Genomic DNA, 23,525 nt, shown 5'->3' on the forward strand with positions numbered 1-23,525 from the left:
TCTCAATTTCTTGCAATTATATAATACCTTTATAAAATTATACCCTTAATAGGTATAAGGGAATAAAAATAAATGCTATAATTAAGATATGAGAGGAGTGAAAATTGGATTAGCCTTAGGAAGCGGTGGTGCAAAAGGTCTATCTCATATAGGAGTACTCAAAGTTTTAGAAGAATACAATATTGAAATTTCTTTTATTACTGGAAGTAGTATTGGTGCCTTAATTGGAGGACTATATGCTAAGGGGTATTCTTCTAAGGAATTAGAAAATTTAGCCAACAGTATTGCAGAAAATAAAGAGCAGTTTTACAAATTGTTTGATTTTTCAAAATCTCTTCAAGGAATAATTAAAGGGGATAAAATCTTAGAGTATTTAGACAACCTTTTAGAAGGGACTACTTTTGATAAGCTTAAGAAACCATTTATTCCTATTGCTGTAGATCTTATCATGGGAGAAAAAGTATATGTACAAGAGGGAAAAGTCTCAGAAGGAATAAGGGGTAGCATTTCTATTCCTGTAATCTTTCAGCCCTTTCCATGGAAAGATAAACTTCTAATAGATGGAGGTGTACTTTCTCCTCTTCCTGTGAAAGATTTAAAGAAACTTTACAAACCAGATATTGTAATTGCAGTAAGCCTTCACAAAAGATCTAAATGGGCACCAAAGAATAACATAAGTATTGACATTCCTTACAAGCCTAATACAATTACAGAGAAAATTACTTATACTTTATCTCAAACAAGCATCTTCAGGGAATTTCAAAAAAGGCTAAATCCTCTTCTAAATCCATCTCTTTTTGATGTTTTGATGCAGACCATAGACATAATGAACTACGAACTTGAAGAGGATAATAAAAAAGAAGCTGATATTGTGATAATACCAGAGGTTCAAAATTACGGTACTTTTGACTTTGATAAGGCAAAGGAATTAATAGAAAAAGGCGAAAGTGCAACAAAGGAAAAAATTCAAGAGATACTAAATCTTATAAAAAGGAAGAAAAAGAAGTTCATTTTCTTCTAAAGAATTTTTACAATCTCATCCAGAGAGAGTCTTGTCTTTGGTGCTGGATCTTCTGCTGGATATCCAAGGGTCATTAGTTGAATTATCTCTGCTTCCTCTGGTAAATTTAACACCTTTTTTACTTTATCTTGATAAAAAGATCCAATCCAACAAGTTCCAAGACCCTCTTCTACTGCCTGTAAATGGATATGAGTAAGAGCTATAGCCACATCAATATAATGAGCAGGAACCCCACATCTCATAATATAGTCTTTATCAATAACATAAGCCACAATTATGATAGGAGCTTGTAGCATAAAAGGCTGATGGGGAGAGGCTTCTTTGACTAATTCTTCCTTTACCTTTTTATCTTTGACTATTATGAATCTCCACTCTTGCCTATTTCTTGCAGAAGGAGCAAGCCTTGCAGCCTCAAGAATCCTTAAAAGCTTTTCTTCTTCTATTTCTCTATTCTGATATTTTCTTATACTCCTTCTCTTCTTTATAGCCTCAAAAACATCCATATCCTACCCCTCCTTATCCAACATTTTCCATCTTTCCCCCATCATTCTAAGCCTTCTAATTCTCTCTTCAATAGGAGGATGAGTGCTAAATAGCTTAGATACCGCATTACTACTTAGAGGATTAACGATATAAAGGGGTGCAGTCATCACATTAGCTCTTTTTATTGGCTGAAAATTTTTAGCTATCTTTTCTAAAGCAGAAGCAAGCCCTTCAGGATACCTAGTAAGCATAGCAGCGCTGGCATCTGCCATATATTCCCTCTGCCTTGATAGGGCAAACCGTAAAAGTGTAGCAAGAAAAGGCGCCAAAATTGCAATTATCAGAGAAACTATGCCTAATATGTTCTCATCCTTGTCTCTTCTTCTTTTTGAATAATAAAAGGATCTTTTTAAACCATCACCTAATATTACAATCAATCCTACCATAACTGCTGCTATAGTCTGCAATCTTACATCATAATTTTTAATATGAGAGATCTCATGTGCTATTACTCCTTCAAGCTCTGTCCTATTAAGGATATCTAAAAGTCCCTTGGTAACTACAACTACACTATTTTGGGGATCTTTCCCTGTGGCAAAGGCATTAGGAGAGGGATCATCCATAATGTAAATTTTAGGAGTTGGAATCCCTGCTGCAATACTTAATCCCTCCACCACATTTAAGAGATACGGGTATTCTTCCCTTGTAGGCTCCCTAACCCCACTATAGTTTAAAATTATCTCATTGCTTTTTTGGTAGGCATAGTAATTTGTAAAAAGTACTATCAAAAAAGCAATTATTATGCCTATTTCTCCCAATTCAAAATAAGAGACAACGGCATAACAAACAAAAAAAGCAAAAAAGAAATGATAAAAACAATAAACCAAGTCTTCCTTTTATTAGACTCTATAGCCTCATAAAAAGTAAAAGGCTTCATATCTCAGAAGCTAACTTTCACAGCTCTCCTCTCTTCAGGACTTTCTACCTCAAAGTACTCCTTAGGCTTAAAGCCGAATAAGTTAGCAATAATGGAATTAGGAAACACTTGAAGAGATTGATTATACATCATTACTACGTCATTATAGAACTGCCTTGCATAGGCAATTTTAGATTCTATTCCTGAAAGTTCTTCCTGTAGCATCATAAAATTCTGATTTGCCTTCAATTCAGGATAATTCTCTGCAATAGCAAAAAGTGTCTTCAACACAGAAGTAAGTCCTTCGTTAGCTTGAGCAGCCTCCCCAGGAGTTTTTGCTCCTACCATTTGAGCTCGATACATGGCTATTTTCTCAAAAACTTCTTTTTCATGAGATGCATAAGCTTTTACTGTTTCTACAAGATTTGGAATTAAATCATATCTCTTCTTCAACTGAACATCAATTTGTGCCCATGCATTTTCTACTCTATTTCTCAACACTACTAAACGATTATATATAACTATAACAAAAACCACAATGAAAACGATCACACCTAAAATGACTAAACCAATCATTTAATTAAATACCCCCTTTAAGATTTTATTTTAATTTTTTATTCCCAACTTTGAAGATAATTCAATTGCTCAGGAGTTAAAGTATCAATACTTATTCCTAGACTATCTAATTTTATTTTTGCAATTTCAAGCTCTATGTCTTCAGAAACAGAAATTACACCTTTAGGAAGTTCTTTTCCTCTTTCCATAAGCCACTTCATAACAAGAAATTGAATACCAAAGGAAAGATCCATTATTTCTATAGGATGCCCATCTCCTCCAGCAAGATTTAAAAGTCTTCCCTCAGCAATAACAAAAACCCTCTTACAATTTGGAAGCTTATATTCATGAATGTTATCTCTAACCTCCCTTTTTTCAATAGCAATTTTCTCCAAAGTTTCCATATCTATCTCCACATTAAAATGCCCAGCATTAGCAAGGATAGCACCATCTTTTAAATCATAAAAATACTCTTCTCCTATTACCTTGAAATTCCCCGTAGCAGTAATAAAAACATCACCAATTTTTACAGCTTCTTTCATTGGCATAACTAAAAAGCCATCCATATGTGCTTCTAAGGCCTTAATGGGATCTACCTCTGTTATTATGACCTTTGCCTTTAAACCTTGAAGTTTTTGAGCAATACCTCTTCCTACCCACCCATATCCTGCCACTACAAAGGTTCTACCCGAGATAAGTAAATTTGTATTTCTCATAAAAGAGGATATGGCTGATTCTCCGGTACCATAACGATTGTCAAAGAGAAATTTTAATTTTGAATCATTAACCGCAACTACAGGAAAGTCAAGTCCTCTATCTTTCAATAAAGCCTTTGCCCTTTTAACTCCTGTAGTAGTCTCCTCCCCAACCCCAAAAATTTTGTGTTTCAAATAAGAAAACTTCTTATAAAGAAGTACTGTAAGATCAAATCCATCATCTATTATTAAGTTGGGCTCCTTTTTTAAAACCTCCTCTAAATTTCTTTCATAATCTTCAGAACTTTCCCCTCTCCATGCAAAGACCTCAATTCCCTCTTTAACAAGATAAGCAGCTACATCATCCTGCGTAGAAAGAGGATTACTTCCTGCACATACCACTTTTGCACCACAATTCTTAAAGGCAAGAGCAAGCCTTGCAGTTTTTGCTTCCAGATGGATACACATACCTATGGTTTTATCCTTGAAAATTTGAGAGAAAGAATATTTAGACTCAAGGGTATTAACTACAGGCATAAAATTTTTTACCCATTCAATTTTCTTCTTTCCAGACTCCCATAAATTAATATCTCTAATTCTACTCATATATTTTTTCTCTTCTCCTCTGAACTGTAAAGGCTTCTACTTCACTCCTCAGAACTTGTATAAATAAGTTATTGCCCACATTTCTATTTTTCCTCATGTATCTCTCTATTCTTTCTTTCTCAAAGGATAACACTTTAAGAAAATCATCAAGGGTAAAAATAGGTAGACCAAAATCGTTTACTTGCTTCTCAAGCTTAGTAAATTCCTCTTCGAGAATAGACTTCAACTTTGATGCTCTAGTAGACCTAGGATGCAGAGAGGGTAGAAAAAGATTTTTCTTTCTTGTTTGGTATTCCTTTTCCATTAAAGAAATTACATCTAAGAGCTCTTCATCGGTAAAGCTAGAAAACTCCAAAAGGAATTTATATATCAAACTCTCAAAATACCAGAACAAATCCCACTGTTTTCTTTGAAAATCTGCCGGTTTTTCTTCAACTCTCACAATAGAATACAACTGAGCTTCTTTAAGATAAGTACAATCAGGTGGACAGTTTATTTCTTTTAATCTTTTTGTCCCACAACACTCAGTGCATATAAGCCCAGAAAGTGCAGGACACCTTCTCTTTCCTTTTTTCTTATTACATGAAATACATCTACTCATAACATGTAAAATTATACCATGATAACTTTAAAAAAAAATTAATTGAATAGGAATTTGTACAATTATATAATACTTACACAAAATCTAAAAATAGAGGGCTTAATTTTGGAAAAAGCGACAATTATTAAAGAAATCGAATCCCTCAAAGAAAAACTTCTCAGAATGGGAAGCATCGTAGAAAAGATGCTTCACAAAACTCTTGACTCCATAAAAACAAGAGATCTGGATTTAGCACAGGAAGTCATAGAAACAGACAAATTGGTAGATGATTATAATTGGAATATAGAAAACCAATGTATTAAAATATTATCTCTTCATCAACCTGTAGCAAAAGAACTAAGAATTATAGCCTCCACCATGAAAATAATTAAAGACTTGGAAAGAATAGGAGATTACTCTGTAGACATTGCAAAATTTGCATCAAGTTTATTAAAATACTCCTTTGAGATACCTCTTGCAGATATTATCTCCTTGGCTACCTTAGTAGAAAAGATGGTAAAAGACATAATAAGAGCCTACTCTGAGCCTAACTTAGACCAACTTGAAGACCTCTCTTCATATTATAATTTTGTATACCTTAAATATCAGGAGATATCCAATGAACTCTTAGAAGAAATCTACAAAAACCCAATACTTACTCAACAAATAGTTCAACTTATAATGATTTCAAGATACTTAGAAAGGATCGCTGATCATGCCACCAATATAATAGAACTCATTTATTATATAGAGACAGGAGAAAGAAAAGAGCTTCATAAATAAAAACAAACTTATGTATACCATAGACGAAAACTCTCTCTCGGTAAAAGATTTTACCCTGATTTTAAATTCAGATTCTGAAATTGAAATCTCTGAAGATTTAAAAAACAAGATTTTTTTATGCTCAAATCTGTTAAAGACTCATTTTGAAGTTTTAGATAAAAACATGAACACTAAAAACTATAAAGAATTTGAAGGTAATGGTCTGTTGAATGAGAGAGAGGTAAGAGGAATTATACTTGCAACAATTTACACTTTAGCTAACGGAAGGTCAGGAGTAAGTTATGAAACCATAGAAAAATTAATAGACTTGTTTCAAAATAGAGAAACCATAAAAATACCAGAGTTCTCTCTTTCTACAAAATTAGATACTCTAACCCCTAACCATTATCTCTTAAACTACGTGAAAGATATTGCACCTATTGAGAGGAAGCTCCTAATAAAAAGCCTTGCATACATTCCTGGATTTATATGTTCTTACTTTGAAGATCTCCAACTAGTAAAAAAGCTCCTTACAATTTCCTTAGTACTATATTTTAATTACCCTTATATGGATTCCTATAATTTAGCTTCAAGTCCGCATTTACCCTTTATTAAATTAGCTGAAAATATAAATCTATTCTTTATAGCGGAGAACAAAAACAAAAATAGAAGTATTGATCCTTTAATATTCTCGTATGTTTCGTACCTTTATAAACTTTTAGATGACTTGCAAGAATTATTAAATATACAATTAAATTCTTCTTATCACCCTTTTATCTTTATTCCTGAAAATAATACCTTTATTAAAAATTCTTTATTAATACCTCAAAAGCTATATCTGTTAAAAACCGTTGAAAATCTAATTCTTACAGTAGATAAAACCTTTGAAAGCTTTTTGACAAAGATTGGATCCTTCGAGGACAAAGTCACAATTTATAATGTGTTTTATAGCTTAAAACAATGCAGTGATGAAATCCTTTTAACCCTTAAGTATAAAATTAAGATTTATAAAAAGATCTTAGCCTTTATCTTATATGAGTATGCTGTGAAGGACAAAGCACAATCTTTAGATCAAGTTTTAAAGAGTTTTATGAAGGAAAAGAATATAAAAAACTACAAAGAATTAGAACCTCTTCTAAAAGATCTTTTAAAAACTATTGAAGAAAAAATAAATGAATTATATTAGATTCACAAGTTCTTTTATCACTTTCACTGCGTGTTCTATTTTAAGCATGCCCATGTTAAGAACTATATGATATAATTCGGGATCATTCCAGTCTACATTGTAAAATCTGTAAAGATATTCTTGAGCTGCTCTATCTTTTTCAGAGATGTACTTTAACGCATCTTCCCTTGTTAGTCCCTTTTGCCTCATTATATTTTCAATTCTAAACTCAAGAGGAGCTATAACTCTCACATGTAATACATGAGAGATATTTCTCAAAAGAACTTGTCCACCTCTCCCCACAATCACCACATTTCCCCAATCCACAAGCTTCTTAATCACTGCCTGAACAAAAGCAAGAGAGCTTTCTTCATCAAAGACTTTAGTAGTTAAAACCAACTTCCCTTTTTCATCCTTCTCTTTTATAGTAACTGAACCTACAGGAGTTTTCCTTCCAAAAAGTTGCTCAAAAAAACCTTTTACCTTATAATTGTCTTCACTAAAATCTATAACTTCTGCCTCTGTAAGTCCCGAAGAAATAGCAATCTCTGTCATAAGAAATTTATCAAAATATCTATACCCAAGCTCCTTAGAAAGTCTTTCTGCTAATTCGTCTCCTAAGCTTCCTACCTGGCGAGAAATGGTAATTACAGGCATAAAGGCCCCTCCCCCTTTGTCTAATTAAAACTTATAACCTATTTTTCTTAAAAACTCTTTCCTATGCCTCATATCCTCCTCTCCTTCTACTCCTTTAGGCTTTACTCCATCTATAACTCCAATAATTCCACGCCCAACACCATCATCTATCACTACTACCTTCAAAGGATTAGCGGTAGCAGCAAATATATTCACCACTTCAGGTACATGTTTAATAGCATTTAAAACATTTATGGGATAAAAATTCCTTATAAAGATTATAAAACTATGTCCTGCTGCAATTTTTTGGAGATTTTTAATTGCTAAATCCTCCATCTCTTCATCGGTTCCCACATGTCTTATAAGGGCAGGACCAGAAGCCTCACAAAAAGCAATACCAAATTTAGCTCCAGGAACTGTGTTCATAATTGCCTCATATAAATCTTCAACGGATTTGATAAAATGAGTCTGTCCAAGAATAACATTGACTTCAGCAGGTTTTTCTATCTCCACAATTTGAATTTCCACACTTTCCACCCCCTAAAATTTTATTTTAACTGGGCAGGGAAAAACCCTGCCCAGTTTTTAATTTGCTTTAACCTCTTCAGCTATTTTTTCAAATTCAATAGTATTTTTTTCTTTATTATATCTTACCATAATTTTATCGCCCTCTTGAACTGCTCCCTCAAGCATAGCCTTAGCAAGTTTTGTTTCAAGTTCATTTCTAATTTTTCTCTTAAGTTCTCTTGCTCCAAACTCAGGACTATATCCTATATCAGCAAGAAAATCTACCACTGATTCATCAAATATGAGCTCTATATTTTGAGCCCTTGCAGTTCTTCTTACCCTTTCAAGCTGCAATTTGACAATGTCTCTCACTTGTTCTTTAGTCAAAGCATGGAACACTATTATCTCATCAATCCTATTGAGAAATTCTGGTCTAAAGTACCTCTTAAGAATATCCATAAGTTTTTCTTTAAGCTGTTCATAGCTTAACTTATCCCTTCCAGCAGCTGACAAATTAGCCTGGATAATGTCAGATCCTATATTACTTGTCATTATAATTATGGTATTGGTAAAATCTACAACTCTACCTTTCCCATCGGTAAGTCTTCCTGCGTCGAATACCTGTAATAGTATATTATGCACATCTGGATGAGCTTTCTCTATTTCGTCTAAGAGAATTACACTATATGGTCTTCTACGTACCTTTTCAGTAAGTTGTCCACCTTCTTCATATCCTACATATCCTGGAGGAGCACCAATTAATCTTGAAACAGTATGTCTCTCCATATACTCACTCATATCAATACGTATGATAGCATCCTCATCTCCAAATACTGCCCAAGCAAGAGCTCTCGCCAGTTCTGTCTTACCTACCCCTGTAGGACCAAGGAATAAGAAAGTAGCTATGGGCCTATTCTTCTCCCTGAGACCTGCTCTTGCTAATCTTATAGCATCACTCACTGCCTTTATAGCTTCATCCTGCCCTACCACTCTTTCATGTAATTTTTCTTCAAGCTTTAATAGTCTTTCTCTTTCATCAGTGGTAAGCTCTGTTACAGGAATACCTGTAAGAGAGGATACTATTTCGGCTATATGCTTAGCTCTTACCTCAGGTACATCAGATGCAATTTCTCTCTTCCAAACTTCAGTCTTTTCTTGCAATTCTTTCTCAAGTTTCTGAATTTGCTCCTCAAGTTCTTTAGCTTTATCATACTGCTTTCTAGAGGATGCATATTCCTGCTCTCTCTTCAAAGACTGTATTTTGGCTTCAAGTTCCTGTATCTCGGCAGGCCTTGAAGTCATCATAATTCTTACCCTTGCTGCTGCTTGATCTATAAGATCTATAGCCTTATCAGGCAAGTATCTATTTGTTATATACTTATCTGAGAGTTCAGCAGCAGCTATTATTGCCTCGTCAGTAATCTTTACTTTATGATGTGCTTCAAATCTATCCCTTAACCCTCTTAAGATTGTTATAGTCTGCTCTACAGTAGGCTCAGAGATAAATATAGGTTGAAATCTTCTTTCAAGGGCAGGATCTTTTTCAATATATTTTTGATACTCATTCAAAGTGGTAGCGCCAATTAAATGGAGTTCTCCCCTTGCTAATGCTGGTTTAAAAGCATTAGCAATATCTAAATTTCCTTCTCCAGCAGCACCTGCTCCCACAATAGTGTGAATCTCATCAATAAAGATGATCAAATTATCCTGATTAGCTATTATCTCATCTAAAATCTGCTTTACTCTTTCCTCTAACTCTCCTCTATATTTTGTCCCTGCCACAAGGGTATTTATGTTTAATTCTACTAATCTCTTATCTCTTAAAACTTCTGGTACTTCTCCTTTAACAATCCTTTGAGCAAGACCCTCTACAATAGCAGTCTTACCTACACCTGGCTCTCCTATGAGCACAGGGTTATTCTTCTTTCTTCTTGCAAGTACCTCAATAACAGTTTCTATCTCTTTTGCCCTTCCTATGACAGGATCTAATTTACCTTGTCTCGCTAATTCCGTTAAATCACGAGAAAATTTATCAAGAGTAGGGGTATTAGATCTTCTAACTCCTTTGCCAGCCTCTTTACCTCTTCCTACTACTCTAATAGTTGCTTGTCTCAATGCCTGGGGATTTAGTCCATACTTTCTTAAAACATTTGCAGCAAATCCTTCCTCTTCTTCTGCAAGCCCTATCAAGAGATGTTCTGGACCTATGTAGTTATGCTCTAAGTCTCTTGCAGCCATAAAAGCTCTCTCTAAAGCACTTTTTAGCCTTGGAGATATGTCTACCTCCACCTCTTCTCCTTCAGGCTTAAACCCACCCTTAGGAGCATTATTATCTATATAGGCTTTGATCTCTTGTGGTGAAACTTTAAATTGTTTTAAAATCTCATTTACCACATCATTGTCCAAGAGAACATAGAGCAAATGTTCGGTTCCAACTTGTTTCTTGCCAAAATCAATAGCTTTTTTGGCAGCTTGTTGGAGAAGATCTTTTGATACATTGCTCAAATAATCATTCAAATCTATAGATTCCCTTTCTCTTCCAAAAGGACTTTCAAAGGGAAAACCAATATCCTCTCCAAAAAAGTCCCTAAAAAGATCACCAAAGAATAAAGATTCCAAAGGAGAATATGACCTTTCTTGTCTCCTTTGCTTAGCATAACATTCTTCACATATATCAAGGACTCTCTTTTGTCCATTTTTTATGGTGTAGACCCTAATAGTCGCAGGGTTGATCCCACAGATGTCACATAATTTTCTGCTCATAACATTCACCTCCTTAATCTTTATTATAGCTTATCTTTTTCATTTTTTTATATAAGATATGTTTGTTCTATATATTAAAACTGTATATATATTACTCTAATATATTTGCCTTGTCAATAGCAAAAAAGAAAAAATAAATATATAATTAAGCTATGAAGAGAATACTTGAAGTAGCTATAAAAACAATTAAAGAATCTGGTAATATACTTTTGAACTACATAGGCGAGGAAAAAGAAATAGAACTTAAAGGAATTTCCAATTTAGTCACTCAAGTAGATAAACTCTCAGAAAGACATATACTAAAATCCATAGAAGAAAATTTTCCGGATCATTCAATCTTGACAGAAGAAACAGGCTTTATAAATAAAAATTCTGAATATACCTGGATTGTAGATCCCTTAGATGGAACCACAAATTATGCCCATAATTTCCCTTTTTTTGGAATTAGTATTGCCCTCATAAAAAATAAAGAAATAATACTTGGATTAATCTATGATCCCATAAGAGACGAGTTATTTTATGCCATAAAAAATGAAGGTGCATACCTAAATGATAGGAGAATAGAGGTATCAAAAACAGAAAGTCTTAAAAATTCTCTCATTAGTTTTGCCTTTCCTTACGAATTAAGTCTTGAGGAGAAAAATTTTATTCCTTTTATAAATTTTTCCTCTAGAACTCATGGTATAAGAAGGACAGGTTCGGCAGCAATAGAAATAGCCTATGTAGGGTGTGGAAGACTTGATGGATTTTGGGCAAAGAAACTAAAACCATGGGATATTAGTGCAGGCATTCTAATAGTGGAAGAGGCAAAAGGTAAAGTTACAGATTTTAGTGGAAACAATATTGATATTCATACAGACAATATTTTGTTTTCAAACGGTAAAATACACCAAGAGATGATAAAAATCTTAAATTTAGGTAAAATATTCATTAGAAATAGAAATGAAAAATTTTGATCTTTTGTATTTTGTTAATATAATTTTACATTTTGTCTCTATATGTTACATATTAGGGACATCAGGCTTTTTTACCCTTTTATTATTAAAAATTAAAGATAAAGACTCTTTACTTAAGACTTTAAAAAGTTTCACAGATTACTTACCCTTTTTTATGCTTCTTTATCTTGTAACAACCTTAGCTTACATTTTTGTAGACAAAAAAATAATTTGGGCTATAAAATATGATCACAATGCAAACCTACTAATTAAATTCTATGTCCCCTTCTTTATCGCTTCCATATTATTGGCTCACCACCTTCGCAATAAAATCATTAAACTTTCAAAGTTAGAAATAACCTTAATTCCAAATCGTGAATGGTGGAAAATAAAAATTGATATATCTGTTCTAATGGAATTTTATTTTGTAATCCTAATAATAGAAAGTCTGATGGTATATTTAATTTATTTTGATTAAATAACAAACAATGGTGCGCCCGTAGCTCAAAAGGATAGAGCATCGGCCTCCGGAGCCGAGGGTTGGAGGTTCAAATCCTCTCGGGCGCACCAGTAAAAACTATTTAACTAAAAATCTTATTGAGGTCTTCCAGTTAAAGTCAATGGGCAAATCTATCTTATAAAAATGAAGGAGAGCACTTCCTTGATAAACTTTTTCAAATCCTTCCTCAGAAAGAGACACCGTTTCTATAGGATATCTATACAAAATAGTTTCCATATCTAAAGAACATTCCAATTCTATTCCTATACCCGAAAATACTTTCCAATTATTAACTTTTTCAACTCCAAAAGAAGAGAGAGGATATTTTTGATCTCTTATTAAAAAGTAGTAATCAGGATGATTTGGTGCTAAAAAGTTAATATTTATCTCCCATCCAAAGTTTAAAGTTATAGGTTCTTTGGAGATATTTTTAATTTCATAAACCACATCAATAAAAGGCTCATTCTTATAAAGAAGATATCTTTTATGGATTTCAAAATCTTTATAATCTCCTTTAAAATATACTACGATTTTCTTCTCATCTTTACTTATTTCATATTCGTATTCTTTATAAAAACTGTCAACTTCGGCTTTTAAGCTATTCTTCCATAAATCTTCAAGGGTAGGCTCTTTTTTAAAAATTCTCTCAATAAAAGAAACCCTTCTATGGTTATCATAAAAGAGTATTTTTTCTAAGCCCTCCTCTTTTGTACTCCATCTTTCATGTATACTCTTTCCTTGAACATCAGAGCTTACCTGAGATAATTTAGAATGATATGCTTCTTTTCTTCTAGTTAAAGTATTAGTTAGATTGAAAGCTTTAGGTCTAAAATCCCATTCAAGGAGTGATCCTCCATGCATAGGAGAGAGATACAAATTAAAAGTAGGAGATTCAAGAATTAACTCATCATTTCCATCACAATCCAAGTCAAAAATCTTATAATGCAGGTCATAATTTTCAATATAATTTTCTGCTTTAATCAAATGTTCGTATATGGCAGTCCTTAAGTGAGGAAGATAAAGCCCTCCAAAAATACCATGCCAATATGCATCATTTGCCTGTCCCTGAAAGACTTCTTCTTCAGCCTTATCTTTAATCTCCCCATCAGGATAGTTTTGAACTTTACTCCATACATAGAGCATCTTCTTCTGCATATGATTAGATTCATCGTACTTAGCAAGGAAGTTTCTCCAAAATCCGCCCTTTACATAAGGAGAAAACTTATCCCATAAGCTTTCACTTTTAAGTTTTTCCATAAGATCCTCAAGGTCTTTTTGAGCTTCAGGAAATAAAACCCATTCCATCATCTCTCTATAAGAAGCTGTAGGAAGATATATTCTTCCCTTTGGCTTCACCTTCTTCATATAGGTATACAAATTAACAGGTGTTACTAATAAAAAATTTTCTTTTATTTTATTCACAAATCTTTCTAACCATCCATCCTCATATACTGTCTTATAAGTATCAGGCCATAATCCAAATTTCTCTCCATCATCAAAAAGAAGGGCAATTTTACTTTTATCTTCCGAGGCAAATTTATTAAGATAAGTAATGGTTTCTTCAGGGTTAGCAAAAGGTATTAAATAACGCAACTTCATACTTATAGGAAATACAGCAAGCTTATATCCTTGTTCTTCCATTAGATAATACCCAAAAAGATCTTCTTCTTTTAATCCTACGGAAAAGAAATGGGCATCATCTACTACCACATACTCTATACCTGCCTCTGCAATGTATTTAACAAGATGAGGTTCCCATACCCTTTCGGCAAGCCACATTCCTTTAGGATTTTGTCCAAATTTATCATATATGTATTTATTTAGCTTTATTATTTGTTGCACCTTATCTTTATCAGGTATTATAGGCAAGATTGGTTCATAAAAGCCCCCGCTTACAAATTCAACCTGTCCTCTCTCTGCCATGATCTTTAATTTTTCAAAGTATTCGGGATGATTCCTTTCAAGCCAAAGTAATAAAAAACCCGAAAAATGAACATTTATAGGAAAGTCAGGATATTTAAAAAAGAAATCAATAAGAGGCTTATAACTCATCTCATAAGCCTTTTCAATTACAAAATCAAAATTCCCTACAGGTTGATGATTGTGAATCCCCAAAGAAAAATATATGCCTTTCTCCATTCTTTACCTCCTTTCAAATATGTTATAGTCTATAAAGCTAAAAAGAGAATCTTTATTTTCAAGTTTCTTTAAATACTCAAATTCTTTTACTGAAACCTCTTTCAGATCAAAGTAATTTAATAAAGTTTTATAGTTTGAATAATGTTCCTCAAATCTCTTATACCCATACTCTTTTGCCTGACCCGTAGTAATTAAAAAGGGCCAATCGCTACTTTCAAGCAATAACTTTTCCCTACAAGCTTGCCTTATAACTTTTTCCTTCCATAAATTCAATTGGGTAATCTTAACTTTGTCAATAAATTTTTCATTTTCTTCTTCAATCTCATAAATCTTTTCCCACAACATTACCGTCTCATCATTTAACCACACCTCATGCTTTCCTCCTCTACCCCAAGAAGACTCAGGAAGCTCAATTCTCTCATCAGGAGGACATTTCTCAAGAGCCAAAACAGAATTTATACTCTTAACCTTTTTACTTTCATTTAATAATTCAAAAATTCTTTCTAAAAACCATACTCCTTCAAACCACCAGTGCCCAAATAGTTCTGTATCGTACATGGCAGTTATTATACCATCAGATTTGATTTCATCTTCCAAAACCCTTACAAAATGTTCTGCATGCTCATAAACTCTACCTTTCGCAATTTGAGGATCATAAACATCCTTCTCTCCAAGGTCTTTTCTTTTATCTGTTATTCTCCAATATTGAAGTCCTGAAGTTTCTGATCTCTTATGAAACTCTCTATAAACTCCATCCCCCGGATATCCCCACTCAGCTGACCACACCTGCATACCTGTTCTGCTATCTCTGCCAAAAACAGCCACATTACTTCCAGAAACTAAATATGGCTTATAAATGTTTTTATCTTGTTTCTCTCTTTTTACATTTAAATCAGGATAACTTAAAGGTTCTCCTCCAAGGATAGTATGAGTATCTACAAAGAAATAACGTATTCCAAGTTCTTCAAGGAATTTTTCAATTCCAGGTTTATAAGCGCATTCAGGAAGCCATATTCCCTTAGGCTCTTTCTTCATGTTTCTCATATAAACTTCTTTACCTACATAAAGCTGAGCATATATGGAGGATTTTTTCTTTAATAGTGGCAAATATGCATGGGTTGCAGAGGATGTGATTATATCTAAATATCCTTCATCTTGTAGTTTCCTCCAAAAACCAAGAACATCCATGGATATTTTATTTTTAAAAAATTCGAAAATCTCATTAAGATAATTAATATAAAATCTGATCACTTCTGTTTCTTTTCTATTTTCTTTATTATACTTCTCTAAATCTTTATATGCAGATTCTATCTTGGTTTCTATGTATTTTTCTGTCTCATATATCATATAAGGGTCAAGCATTTGTTCTGCAAGAACAGGCGTAACTCCCAAAGTCAATTTAAAATCTATACCCTTATTTACCAGTCTATAAAAAACCATAGAAAGGGGTATATAGGTCTCTAACATAGCTTCAAAAAACCATTCTTCTCCAAAGGGCCATCTTCCAGCTTTTTTAACATAGGGAAGATGGGAATGAAGAACTAAATTAAAATATTTTTTTATCATAATAACCTCCTTATTAACACATGTTAGTTATCAATTATTAAAGAAGGGGGAATTTACTTTCCCCCTTCTTAATCATATACCTAATACCCCTTCCTCCTTAAATTTTTAAATTATTGCAACCTGACTTACAGGGTCGAAAAGATGCATCTTTCTCAAATCAAACATTACTTTTACGTTTTCACCCATCCTTGCTTTTGTTTCAGAGCCTACCCTTGCAACCACACTTACTGGACCATTTATAAGATACAAATATACCTCTGTTCCCATAGGCTCAAGTACTTCTACTCTCATATCTGCCACCGCTTCTGGAATAAGGTCTTCGGTCTTTATCAAGCTTACCTCATAAATATGCTCAGGTCTTACTCCTAATATTACTTTCTTGCCAAGGTAGTTCTTAGCTTGCTCTGCTACAAAACCTTGCATATCAGCGGGAATCCCAAGTTTGAAGCTACCTAAATCAAGAATTTTCGCATCAGAAGATAAGGTGGCATCAATAAAGTTCATTGGAGGGCTTCCTATAAAACCTGCTACAAATACATTATTAGGTTTTTCATAAACTATTAGAGGATCGTCTACCTGTTGCACTACTCCGTCTTTCATTACCACAATTCTATCTCCCATAGTCATCGCTTCTGTTTGATCATGAGTAACATAAATGGTAGTAACCCCAAGAGTTCTCTGAAGTTTTTTAAGCTCAGCTCTCATTTGTACCCTTAATTTTGCATCTAAGTTAGAAAGAGGCTCATCCATCAAAAATACCTTTGGTTCACGGACAATAGCACGACCTAAAGCAACTCGCTGTCTTTGACCACCTGAAAGTTCCTTTGGCTTCCTTTTTAAAAGATTTTCAATTCCAAGCATTTCTGCTGCTGCCTTTACTCTACGATCAATTTCACTCTTTGGATACTTTCTTAATTTGAGACCAAAAGCCATGTTGTCATAAACTGTCATATGGGGATAAAGAGCATAGTTTTGGAATACCATTGCTATATCACGATCTTTTGGAGGAACATCATTAACCACTTTTCCATCAATATATATATTACCTGATGTTACTTCCTCTAATCCTGCAATCATTCTTAATGTGGTAGTCTTACCACAACCCGACGGACCAACTAATACAATAAATTCCTTATCCTTAATCTCCAGATTTACATTATTGACCGCTATAACATCCCCAAATCTCTTGGTAACATTCTCAAGTTTTACTTCTGCCATTTCTCCTACCTCCCTAAACTTTTCTATTAAAAGAAATAAACAAAGCGTAGTTTGACAAAAAGCTGCAGATTATTTTTATAAAATACCACCTCCATTGTATATATATTGAAGCGTAGGGTAGGAGAGAATACGAGTATTCAAAGTTGGTGCGCCCGAAGGGATTCGAACCCCCGACACGCGGTTTAGGAAACCGCTGCTCTGTCCTACTGAGCTACGGGCGCTTCGGGAGTTTTTTGAAACATTTAAAAGAAAACTACACTTTATATCAAATTTTATTCTTTTCAATTTTAATAAACTTATTCCCCTCTATATTATGGTGCGGACGGAGGGAATCGAACCCCCGACGCAGGGATTTTCAGTCCCTCGCTCTACCGACTGAGCTACGTCCGCACTCTTAAATGAATTATATCAAATAACTATCTTATAGACAAGTGTCTATTGGTTTTTAGATTTCAAAGGTATGATTAATTTTTGCCCTACCACTAAATAGTTTGGATCTTTTAACTTATTAACCTTAGCTATTTCTCTCCAATCTACACCATATTTTTGAGCTATTCCTATCATGGTATCTCCAACTTTTACCTCATAAATTATTTTATCTGGTTGCTTTATCTCTTGGACAGTTACAGTCTTAGATACGTTGTTTTGGTTTACATCAGCTTTAAAAGTTTCAGTATATACTAAGGTTTGAGTTAAAGTCTTGTTCTCTATGTTTAATTTATTATTTCTTACGAACTCGGAGTTTTCAAAATAAGGTCTTTTCTCTAAAGAAAATAACTGACTTGTCAAAAAAGCTATAAGTAAGAAACTTATACTATAAATTAATACTTCTCTTAAAAATCTTTTCATAAATTTTCTCTCCTATTAGCATATATAAAGGAATTAAAGACAATAATAAAACCAACAAAAATTCTTCCATATTAAGTCTTTCTAAATTGAAGAACCTTATTCCCCAGGGGGTAAATATTACGAGAATTTGTAGGAGAATAGAGAAGAACACTGCAAGACTTAAATATTCGTTAGAAAAAATTTCTTTAAAGAAATTTTTTCTTCTCTTTAAGGACAATCTCAAGGCTTGAAATATTTGAGAAAAAACAATCCCTGTAAAAGCCATAGTTCTCCCCGTATTCACATTTTTATTTACTCCCATTATAAAAAGTACAAATCCTATTACCCCCATCAATATTCCATCAATAACAATATTCTTCCACATTTGTCTATTAATTATTCCCTCGTTAATTTTACGAGGCTTTCTACTCATTATATCCCTCTCTGGAGGTTCTACTCCAAGAGCAAGAGCAGGAAAACCATCGGTCACCAAATTTATCCATAAAAGCTCTATAGGAGTTAAAGGTAAAGGATAACCTAAGAACACACTTAAACTGACTACCAAGATTTCACTAAAATTACAAGATAACAAATAATAAGTAACCTTCCTAATATTATCAAAAATTCTTCTTCCTTCCTCTACTGCCCTAACTATGGTTGCAAAGCTATCATCTAAAAGCACTAAATCAGACGCCTCTCTTGCCACATCTGTTCCCCTAAGTCCCATTCCCACCCCTATATCTGCCATTTTTAGTGCAGGAGCATCATTCACTCCGTCTCCGGTCATGGCTACTATCTCTCCTCTTTCTTTAAGCTCCTTTACTATATTCATTTTCTGTTCAGGGAGGACTCTGGAAAAAAGAACCACACTATTCCAATCAAGTCCATTCAAATCCTGTTTTTGCAAATCTAATCCAGTATATAAAGTACCATTGTTGACATCTATTCCTAAATCTTCGGCAATTTTCTTAGCAGTAAGGAGGTAATCTCCTGTTACAATAATTGGTCTTATTCCTGCTTCTTTACACTTCTCTATAGCCTCTTTAACTCCCTCTCTCAAAGGATCAATAAAAGCTATAAAACCTAAAAAGATTAATTCTTCTTCCCATTCTTCTTTATCAATAATATTATCAATTTCCCTTTTCGCAATAGCAAGAACCCTTAATCCCTCCTTTGAGAGAGAGTCCTGTATTTCTATAAATCTTTTTTTATCCTCATCACTTATCAACCTTAGAGTATCTCTGTCCTTATAATAAGTACTTCTTTTCAATATTTCCTCTCCTGCCCCTTTGATACATAACCTATATTTACTTCTAACAAGATCTTTATATAAAACACTTACTCTTTTTCTTGCAGAATCAAAGGGAATTTCATCTATTTTTATTAAATTTTCACCAATCTCCCCATAAATCTCCTTAAAGTTTTTATAAATAGCCACATCTAAGGCATCCCCTATATAATTACCATCATGAGTTATCCTAACACTACTGGCAAGAAAGGCTGTTTCAAGTATCTCTTTTATCTCCTCTTTATTTTCTTGGTAATTACTTTTATCTATTAATTTTCCATATGGCAACACCACTTTTACAAGATCCATTTTGTTCTCAGTTAGAGTACCTGTTTTATCCGTACAAATTACCGAAGTTGCTCCTAAAGCTTCTACAGCAGAAAGTTTACGAACTATTGCCTTTCTCTTTGCCATCTCCTGAACTCCAAGGGCAAGAAGAATAGTTATTACCGTAGGAAGTCCTTCGGGTATTGCTGCAACAGCAAGACTTACTGCGGTAAGAAACATATCAAAGAATTCTCTTCCTTGTATAATCCCAATAAAAAGAAGAATAGCTACAAGAGAGAGAATAACATAAGTTAGTTGCTTTCCAAGTCTTTCAAGGTCTTTCTGAAGAGGAGTTGGCTCTTCCTCCATTTCTGAAAGTATCTTTGCAATATCTCCTAAGGCTGTATTTAAGCCAGTACCAACCACTACTCCTTTTCCTTTTCCAGTTATGACAGTGGTTCCTTTAAATCCCATATTAATCTGGTCTCCAAGAGTTATATCCTCTTGAGTAATAAAATCTGCATCCTTTCTCACAGGAACAGATTCTCCTGTCAAAATAGATTCGTCTACTTGTAAATTATTAGTTTCAATTAGCCTTAAATCAGCTGGTATTTTCTCTCCTTCTTCAATTAAAACCAAATCTCCGGGTACCAAATCCTCGATATTCACTTCCAAAATCTTTCCATCTCTTACTACCTTTGCTTTTGGGGAGACATAAGATTTAAGAGATTCAAGGGTCTTTTCAGCTTTATATTCCTGAAAACTCCCAAGAATAGCATTTATCATAACAATAAGTAAAATTGCAACGGCATCTTTTGTTTCTCCAAGAAGAAAAGAAATTAAGGTTGCAGTTAACAAAACAACGGTAAGAAACTCCTTAAATTGGTTTAAGAATATTTTTAGAAAACTTTTTGATTTTTTCTCAGGAATCCTATTTTCTCCATAGATCTTTTTTCGCTCTCTAACTTCTTCTTCTGATAAACCATGCTCAGGATCAACCTTTAATTCCTTTAATACCTCATCTTTTGTAAGTTTATACCACAAATAAGACCCTCCTTTAAAGTAGCTATTCATCTATAAAGAAATATTTTTTCCATCCCTCATTTTTATCGTAATCCAAATACCTTGTCAATCTAAAATAATGTACATTCTTTGGTGGTTTGGGCTCTCTAAGAAGCTTCATATTAGCTTCTTCCAGGGTTTTATCACCCTTTTTGTGATTGCACTCTTTACAAGCGGTAACAAGATTTTCCCACACAGACTTTCCTCCAAGTCTTTTCGGGATTACGTGATCAATAGTTAGCTCACCACCTTTTTTACCACAATACTGACATGTATAATTATCCCTTAGAAAAATTCCCTTTCTAGACAGTTTTAACTCTAACCTTGGTCTTTTCACATAATAAAGCAGTCTAATAACTGAGGGTACTTCTATTTCCATAGATGCAGATTTTATAACTCCACTATTGGTTTCTATAGTTTCAGCTTTCTTCTGCATAATGAGAATTATTGCCCTCTTCACTTTACATACATCTAAGGGCTCATAATTACTATTAAGTACTAATACCATTTCATTAAGAATGTCTTCCATAGCTATTAAAAATTATAGCATAATTTAATAAGCGCCTTTACCAAGTAACACTGAAGGTATGGTTTTTAATATAATTTTTATATCTAATAAAATACTCCAGTTCTGGATGTAATAAAGATCAAATTTTATTCTCTGAGAATAGTCTACATCACTTCTTCCACTTACCTGCCAAAGTCCTGTTAAACCTGGTTTTACTCTCAAAATCTCTTCAGCATATTCTCCATACTTTTCTAATTCTTTAAAAGTCACTGGTCTCGGACCTACGACACTCATTTCCCCCTTTAAGATATTAAATATCTGAGGAATTTCGTCTAAGCTAAATTTTCTTAAAAATTTCCCCACTTTTGTTACCCTCGGATCATTTTTTAATTTAAACTCTTTTTCAAACTCCCTCTTTAATTCAGGATACTTATCTAATATTTTATCCGCATCTTTATACATGGTCCTAAATTTCCAAAGATAAAAAGGTTTACCATATCTTCCAGCTCTCAGATGTTTATAAAAAATAGGCCCTGGAGAATCCAATTTTATAAGAAGTGCTATTATTAAAAAGAGAGGAGAAAAAAGTATCAAAGCCAATGTTCCCAAAAGAAAGTCTATAATTTCCTTTATATATCCTTGGAACCCCTCTAAAGGAGATATCTCTATCTCCAATATGGGAATGCCACTAATCTCATCAAAAGAAATTCTTTTAGCAAAAATAAGATACCCTTCGGGGACTATTTTAATAGAAATACTTCTTTTTCTCTTTAAAGATATTAGTTTTAGTAATTCATCATCAGAAATTTCTCCTGTCACAATAATTTCCTGAATATTCCTTTGATCAACAAAACTTTCAAGCTCTCCAAAATCTATTTTATCCTTTTCTATTTCAGCATAATCTCTAATCTTTCCTGAGGAAATTATAGATTTTGCAAATTCATTATTACCAATAATCAAAGCCCTTGATAGTCTTCTACCTAAAACTACTGCCCTTACAATATATAAAATTACCCTTGAAATAAAAGTCAAAAAAAGAGCAACTCCCCAAGCCAAGATAAAAACTAGCCTTGAGTAAGAAAACTCTCTATAAAAAAAGGATAAAGAAGAAACAAGGAATATCCCAACAGTAATAGCATTAACCACGGGATAATAAGAAAAAATATTTTTAACACTATAGACTCGGTTAAGAATAAGTAAAATAATCCATAACACTGTGAGTATAATACTTATGCCAAGATAATAAGGGAAAAACTCAGGCACTTCGTTTGGCTCCACATAGAAATACCTAATTTTACTCAAAAGATTAAAACGAATATTATAAGCAATAGTAAGGGCAAGACTTAATAGGATTAAATCCAAAATAAACAATATTAAAAGAAAAAAAGCATCTAATCTTTGCTTATCCATAATACTTGCTAAATATTCCTTTTTGGATTATAAAAAGAATTATAGAAATTGTCAAAAAGGGAGGGAGTTATGAGAAAAACAATTTTACTTCTTTTAGTTCTTGTTTTTATACTTTCACCAGCCTTTTCTCAAGAATGGGGGAATCTTGAACTCAGTACTGAAGTCAACTCAATTTATGGACAAGATTATATTTTTTCTGCGGAAAAATGGTGGAGTGAAAATTTAGGAGCTGGATTTTCCATATTTTATAATCCTAGCCCAAATTTCTCCTATAAAACTTTTTTACAAACCCCATATTTAAGATTTACTCTTGGAGAATTTTATCCAAAAATCAATCTAATATCAGAAAACTTGCAGCTAAAAGGGTTTCATCTTAGCTTTTATCTTTATAACAACGAGATATTTTATATGTCAGGATATGGAGCAAGAAAATTTCCTGATCTCCCTTACTATACTCACTTAACTAATGATGTCCCTTTAAAGATTCTGGGTTGGAGTTTGCCTATAGGGGAAAATAAATATATCAATTTATCTTTAACTTCTATCAATGATTCTCAGGAAAATTATTTAATTGATGCCTCCTTCTTAAACAAAACCAGTCTTCCTCTGGGGAATATAATCATAATTCAAGATGCCAGCATATTTTTAAAAAATTCTATTCTCTATTTAAGTGCATTGAATAGTACAAACCTCTCTATAGGAAGCTTATCTATAAAAGCACTCTTTGGATATATCAACCCTAATACTCCCTCTTTTTACCTATTGGATCCTGGAGATATTGGAGGAATAATCAGTTTAAATTTACCTTTATCCTCAAATCTATTCCCAGAATATATGCTTGGGTATTTTTATAATGTAAAAAAAGCGGAACATAAAATCAACCTTGGAATAAATTTGGGTTGGAATTTGTCCAATTACTTGAATTTAACAAGTTCAGCAAGGTATATTTTATCTTCCAAAAATAATAACTGGCTTTATATGCAAATAGCATTGAATTTTCCAACCCTTGAGGGTACCATGTGGAACAGCATATATATCAAGTATGAGAAAAGCATAACCCAAGAAGATACCAGTCTTGGGCTCAGAATAACATACCAATTCTGAAGGAGGCTTAAA

The 23,525-nt window shown here is 33.3% G+C and carries 21 protein-coding genes and 3 tRNA genes; 7 read left to right on the forward strand and 17 right to left on the reverse strand.

All coding sequences use genetic code 11. The features are described 5' to 3' along the window. The first annotated feature begins 88 nt into the window (after positions 1-88). A complete protein-coding gene (locus ACP5QL_RS07435; protein WP_012583274.1) occupies positions 89-1,021 on the forward strand; it encodes a patatin-like phospholipase family protein in 933 nt (310 codons plus the stop codon). Here ACP5QL_RS07435 and ACP5QL_RS07440 read toward each other — a convergent pair. Genes ACP5QL_RS07440 through ACP5QL_RS07460 form a run of 5 tightly spaced genes read right to left on the reverse strand, consistent with a single transcriptional unit; the run spans position 1,018 to position 4,877 of the window. Beyond that, complete coding sequence (locus tag ACP5QL_RS07440) at positions 1,018-1,524, reverse strand: nitroreductase family protein (RefSeq protein ID WP_012583273.1); 507 nt, start codon at positions 1,522-1,524, stop codon at positions 1,018-1,020. The two genes, ACP5QL_RS07435 and ACP5QL_RS07440, sit on opposite strands and share 4 nt — an antisense overlap. Before the next feature lie 3 nt (positions 1,525-1,527). After that, on the reverse strand, positions 1,528-2,391 hold the full coding sequence (gene htpX, locus ACP5QL_RS07445; protein WP_428126533.1) for a zinc metalloprotease HtpX: 864 nt from the start codon (positions 2,389-2,391) through the stop codon (positions 1,528-1,530). A gap of 53 nt (positions 2,392-2,444) precedes the next feature. Next, entirely contained in the window at positions 2,445-2,996 is a 552-nt protein-coding gene (locus ACP5QL_RS07450) for a LemA family protein (protein ID WP_012583271.1), read from the reverse strand. A gap of 38 nt (positions 2,997-3,034) precedes the next feature. Next, on the reverse strand, positions 3,035-4,276 hold the full coding sequence (locus ACP5QL_RS07455; protein WP_424662428.1) for an adenosylhomocysteinase: 1,242 nt from the start codon (positions 4,274-4,276) through the stop codon (positions 3,035-3,037). Then, a complete protein-coding gene (locus ACP5QL_RS07460; RefSeq protein WP_012583269.1) occupies positions 4,269-4,877 on the reverse strand; it encodes a hypothetical protein in 609 nt (202 codons plus the stop codon). The genes ACP5QL_RS07455 and ACP5QL_RS07460 overlap by 8 nt, the downstream gene beginning before the upstream one ends. A gap of 105 nt (positions 4,878-4,982) precedes the next feature. Between ACP5QL_RS07460 and phoU the strand changes: the two genes are divergently transcribed. Next, complete coding sequence (phoU, locus tag ACP5QL_RS07465) at positions 4,983-5,639, forward strand: phosphate signaling complex protein PhoU (protein WP_012583268.1); 657 nt, start codon at positions 4,983-4,985, stop codon at positions 5,637-5,639. A gap of 10 nt (positions 5,640-5,649) precedes the next feature. Continuing rightward, positions 5,650-6,804, forward strand: coding sequence for a hypothetical protein (locus ACP5QL_RS07470; RefSeq protein WP_428126539.1), 1,155 nt, complete (start codon positions 5,650-5,652; stop codon positions 6,802-6,804). On the opposite strand, the gene ACP5QL_RS07475 is transcribed toward ACP5QL_RS07470, so the two are convergent. From ACP5QL_RS07475 to ACP5QL_RS07485, 3 genes are read right to left on the reverse strand one after another with little or no spacing between them, the layout of a single operon-like run. After that, on the reverse strand, positions 6,796-7,440 hold the full coding sequence (locus ACP5QL_RS07475; RefSeq protein WP_012583266.1) for an AAA family ATPase: 645 nt from the start codon (positions 7,438-7,440) through the stop codon (positions 6,796-6,798). The genes ACP5QL_RS07470 and ACP5QL_RS07475 overlap by 9 nt on opposite strands. Before the next feature lie 24 nt (positions 7,441-7,464). Beyond that, a complete protein-coding gene (locus ACP5QL_RS07480; protein WP_012583265.1) occupies positions 7,465-7,947 on the reverse strand; it encodes an adenosine-specific kinase in 483 nt (160 codons plus the stop codon). 57 nt (positions 7,948-8,004) lie between these two features. Next, positions 8,005-10,689 carry an ATP-dependent Clp protease ATP-binding subunit gene (locus ACP5QL_RS07485; RefSeq protein WP_272994767.1) on the reverse strand — a complete coding sequence of 895 codons (2,685 nt, stop codon included), beginning with the start codon at positions 10,687-10,689 and terminating at the stop codon, positions 8,005-8,007. A 152-nt stretch (positions 10,690-10,841) separates the two neighbouring features. On the opposite strand from ACP5QL_RS07485, the gene ACP5QL_RS07490 reads away from it, so the two are divergent. From ACP5QL_RS07490 to ACP5QL_RS07500, 3 genes are all read left to right on the forward strand, one after another. After that, positions 10,842-11,645, forward strand: a complete 804-nt coding sequence (locus ACP5QL_RS07490) for an inositol monophosphatase family protein (protein ID WP_428126545.1) — start codon at positions 10,842-10,844, stop codon at positions 11,643-11,645. Continuing rightward, positions 11,632-12,102, forward strand: a complete 471-nt coding sequence (locus tag ACP5QL_RS07495) for a hypothetical protein (protein ID WP_272994769.1) — start codon at positions 11,632-11,634, stop codon at positions 12,100-12,102. Before ACP5QL_RS07490 ends, ACP5QL_RS07495 begins: the two co-directional genes overlap by 14 nt. A 15-nt stretch (positions 12,103-12,117) precedes the next feature. After that, positions 12,118-12,194: transfer RNA gene (locus ACP5QL_RS07500), tRNA-Arg, on the forward strand. A gap of 7 nt (positions 12,195-12,201) precedes the next feature. Here ACP5QL_RS07500 and ACP5QL_RS07505 read toward each other — a convergent pair. The 9 genes from ACP5QL_RS07505 to ACP5QL_RS07545 all read right to left on the reverse strand — a co-directional run bounded on the left by ACP5QL_RS07505 (position 12,202) and on the right by ACP5QL_RS07545 (position 22,409). Next, on the reverse strand, positions 12,202-14,262 hold the full coding sequence (locus ACP5QL_RS07505; RefSeq protein WP_428126549.1) for an alpha-amylase/4-alpha-glucanotransferase domain-containing protein: 2,061 nt from the start codon (positions 14,260-14,262) through the stop codon (positions 12,202-12,204). A gap of 3 nt (positions 14,263-14,265) precedes the next feature. Further along, positions 14,266-15,828: a 1,4-alpha-glucan branching protein domain-containing protein gene (locus ACP5QL_RS07510; RefSeq protein WP_012583260.1), complete on the reverse strand. Its 1,563-nt coding sequence runs from the start codon at positions 15,826-15,828 to the stop codon at positions 14,266-14,268. Between the two features lie 105 nt (positions 15,829-15,933). Then, positions 15,934-17,046 (reverse strand): ABC transporter ATP-binding protein, encoded by a 1,113-nt coding sequence (locus ACP5QL_RS07515; RefSeq protein WP_012583259.1) that lies wholly within the window; start codon positions 17,044-17,046, stop codon positions 15,934-15,936. A gap of 144 nt (positions 17,047-17,190) precedes the next feature. After that, positions 17,191-17,267, reverse strand: a tRNA-Arg gene (locus tag ACP5QL_RS07520). A gap of 93 nt (positions 17,268-17,360) precedes the next feature. Beyond that, positions 17,361-17,436: transfer RNA gene (locus tag ACP5QL_RS07525), tRNA-Phe, on the reverse strand. A gap of 45 nt (positions 17,437-17,481) precedes the next feature. Further along, a complete protein-coding gene (locus tag ACP5QL_RS07530; RefSeq protein ID WP_273334261.1) occupies positions 17,482-17,895 on the reverse strand; it encodes a LysM peptidoglycan-binding domain-containing protein in 414 nt (137 codons plus the stop codon). Beyond that, the gene (locus ACP5QL_RS07535; RefSeq protein ID WP_428126556.1) at positions 17,861-20,473 is read right to left on the reverse strand and encodes a calcium-translocating P-type ATPase, PMCA-type; all 2,613 of its coding nucleotides are present in this window, start codon (positions 20,471-20,473) and stop codon (positions 17,861-17,863) included. The genes ACP5QL_RS07530 and ACP5QL_RS07535 overlap by 35 nt, the downstream gene beginning before the upstream one ends. A gap of 22 nt (positions 20,474-20,495) precedes the next feature. Beyond that, positions 20,496-21,020 (reverse strand): HNH endonuclease, encoded by a 525-nt coding sequence (locus ACP5QL_RS07540; RefSeq protein WP_012583256.1) that lies wholly within the window; start codon positions 21,018-21,020, stop codon positions 20,496-20,498. A 24-nt stretch (positions 21,021-21,044) separates the two neighbouring features. Then, on the reverse strand, positions 21,045-22,409 hold the full coding sequence (locus ACP5QL_RS07545) for a sugar transferase (protein ID WP_012583255.1): 1,365 nt from the start codon (positions 22,407-22,409) through the stop codon (positions 21,045-21,047). Positions 22,410-22,478: 69 nt separating this feature from the next. Between ACP5QL_RS07545 and ACP5QL_RS07550 the strand changes: the two genes are divergently transcribed. Then, entirely contained in the window at positions 22,479-23,513 is a 1,035-nt protein-coding gene (locus ACP5QL_RS07550; protein ID WP_428126563.1) for a hypothetical protein, read from the forward strand. Positions 23,514-23,525: the final 12 nt, after the last annotated feature.

It is taken from the genome of Dictyoglomus sp. (assembly GCF_049968615.1).
Lineage (GTDB): Bacteria > Dictyoglomota > Dictyoglomia > Dictyoglomales > Dictyoglomaceae > Dictyoglomus > Dictyoglomus turgidum.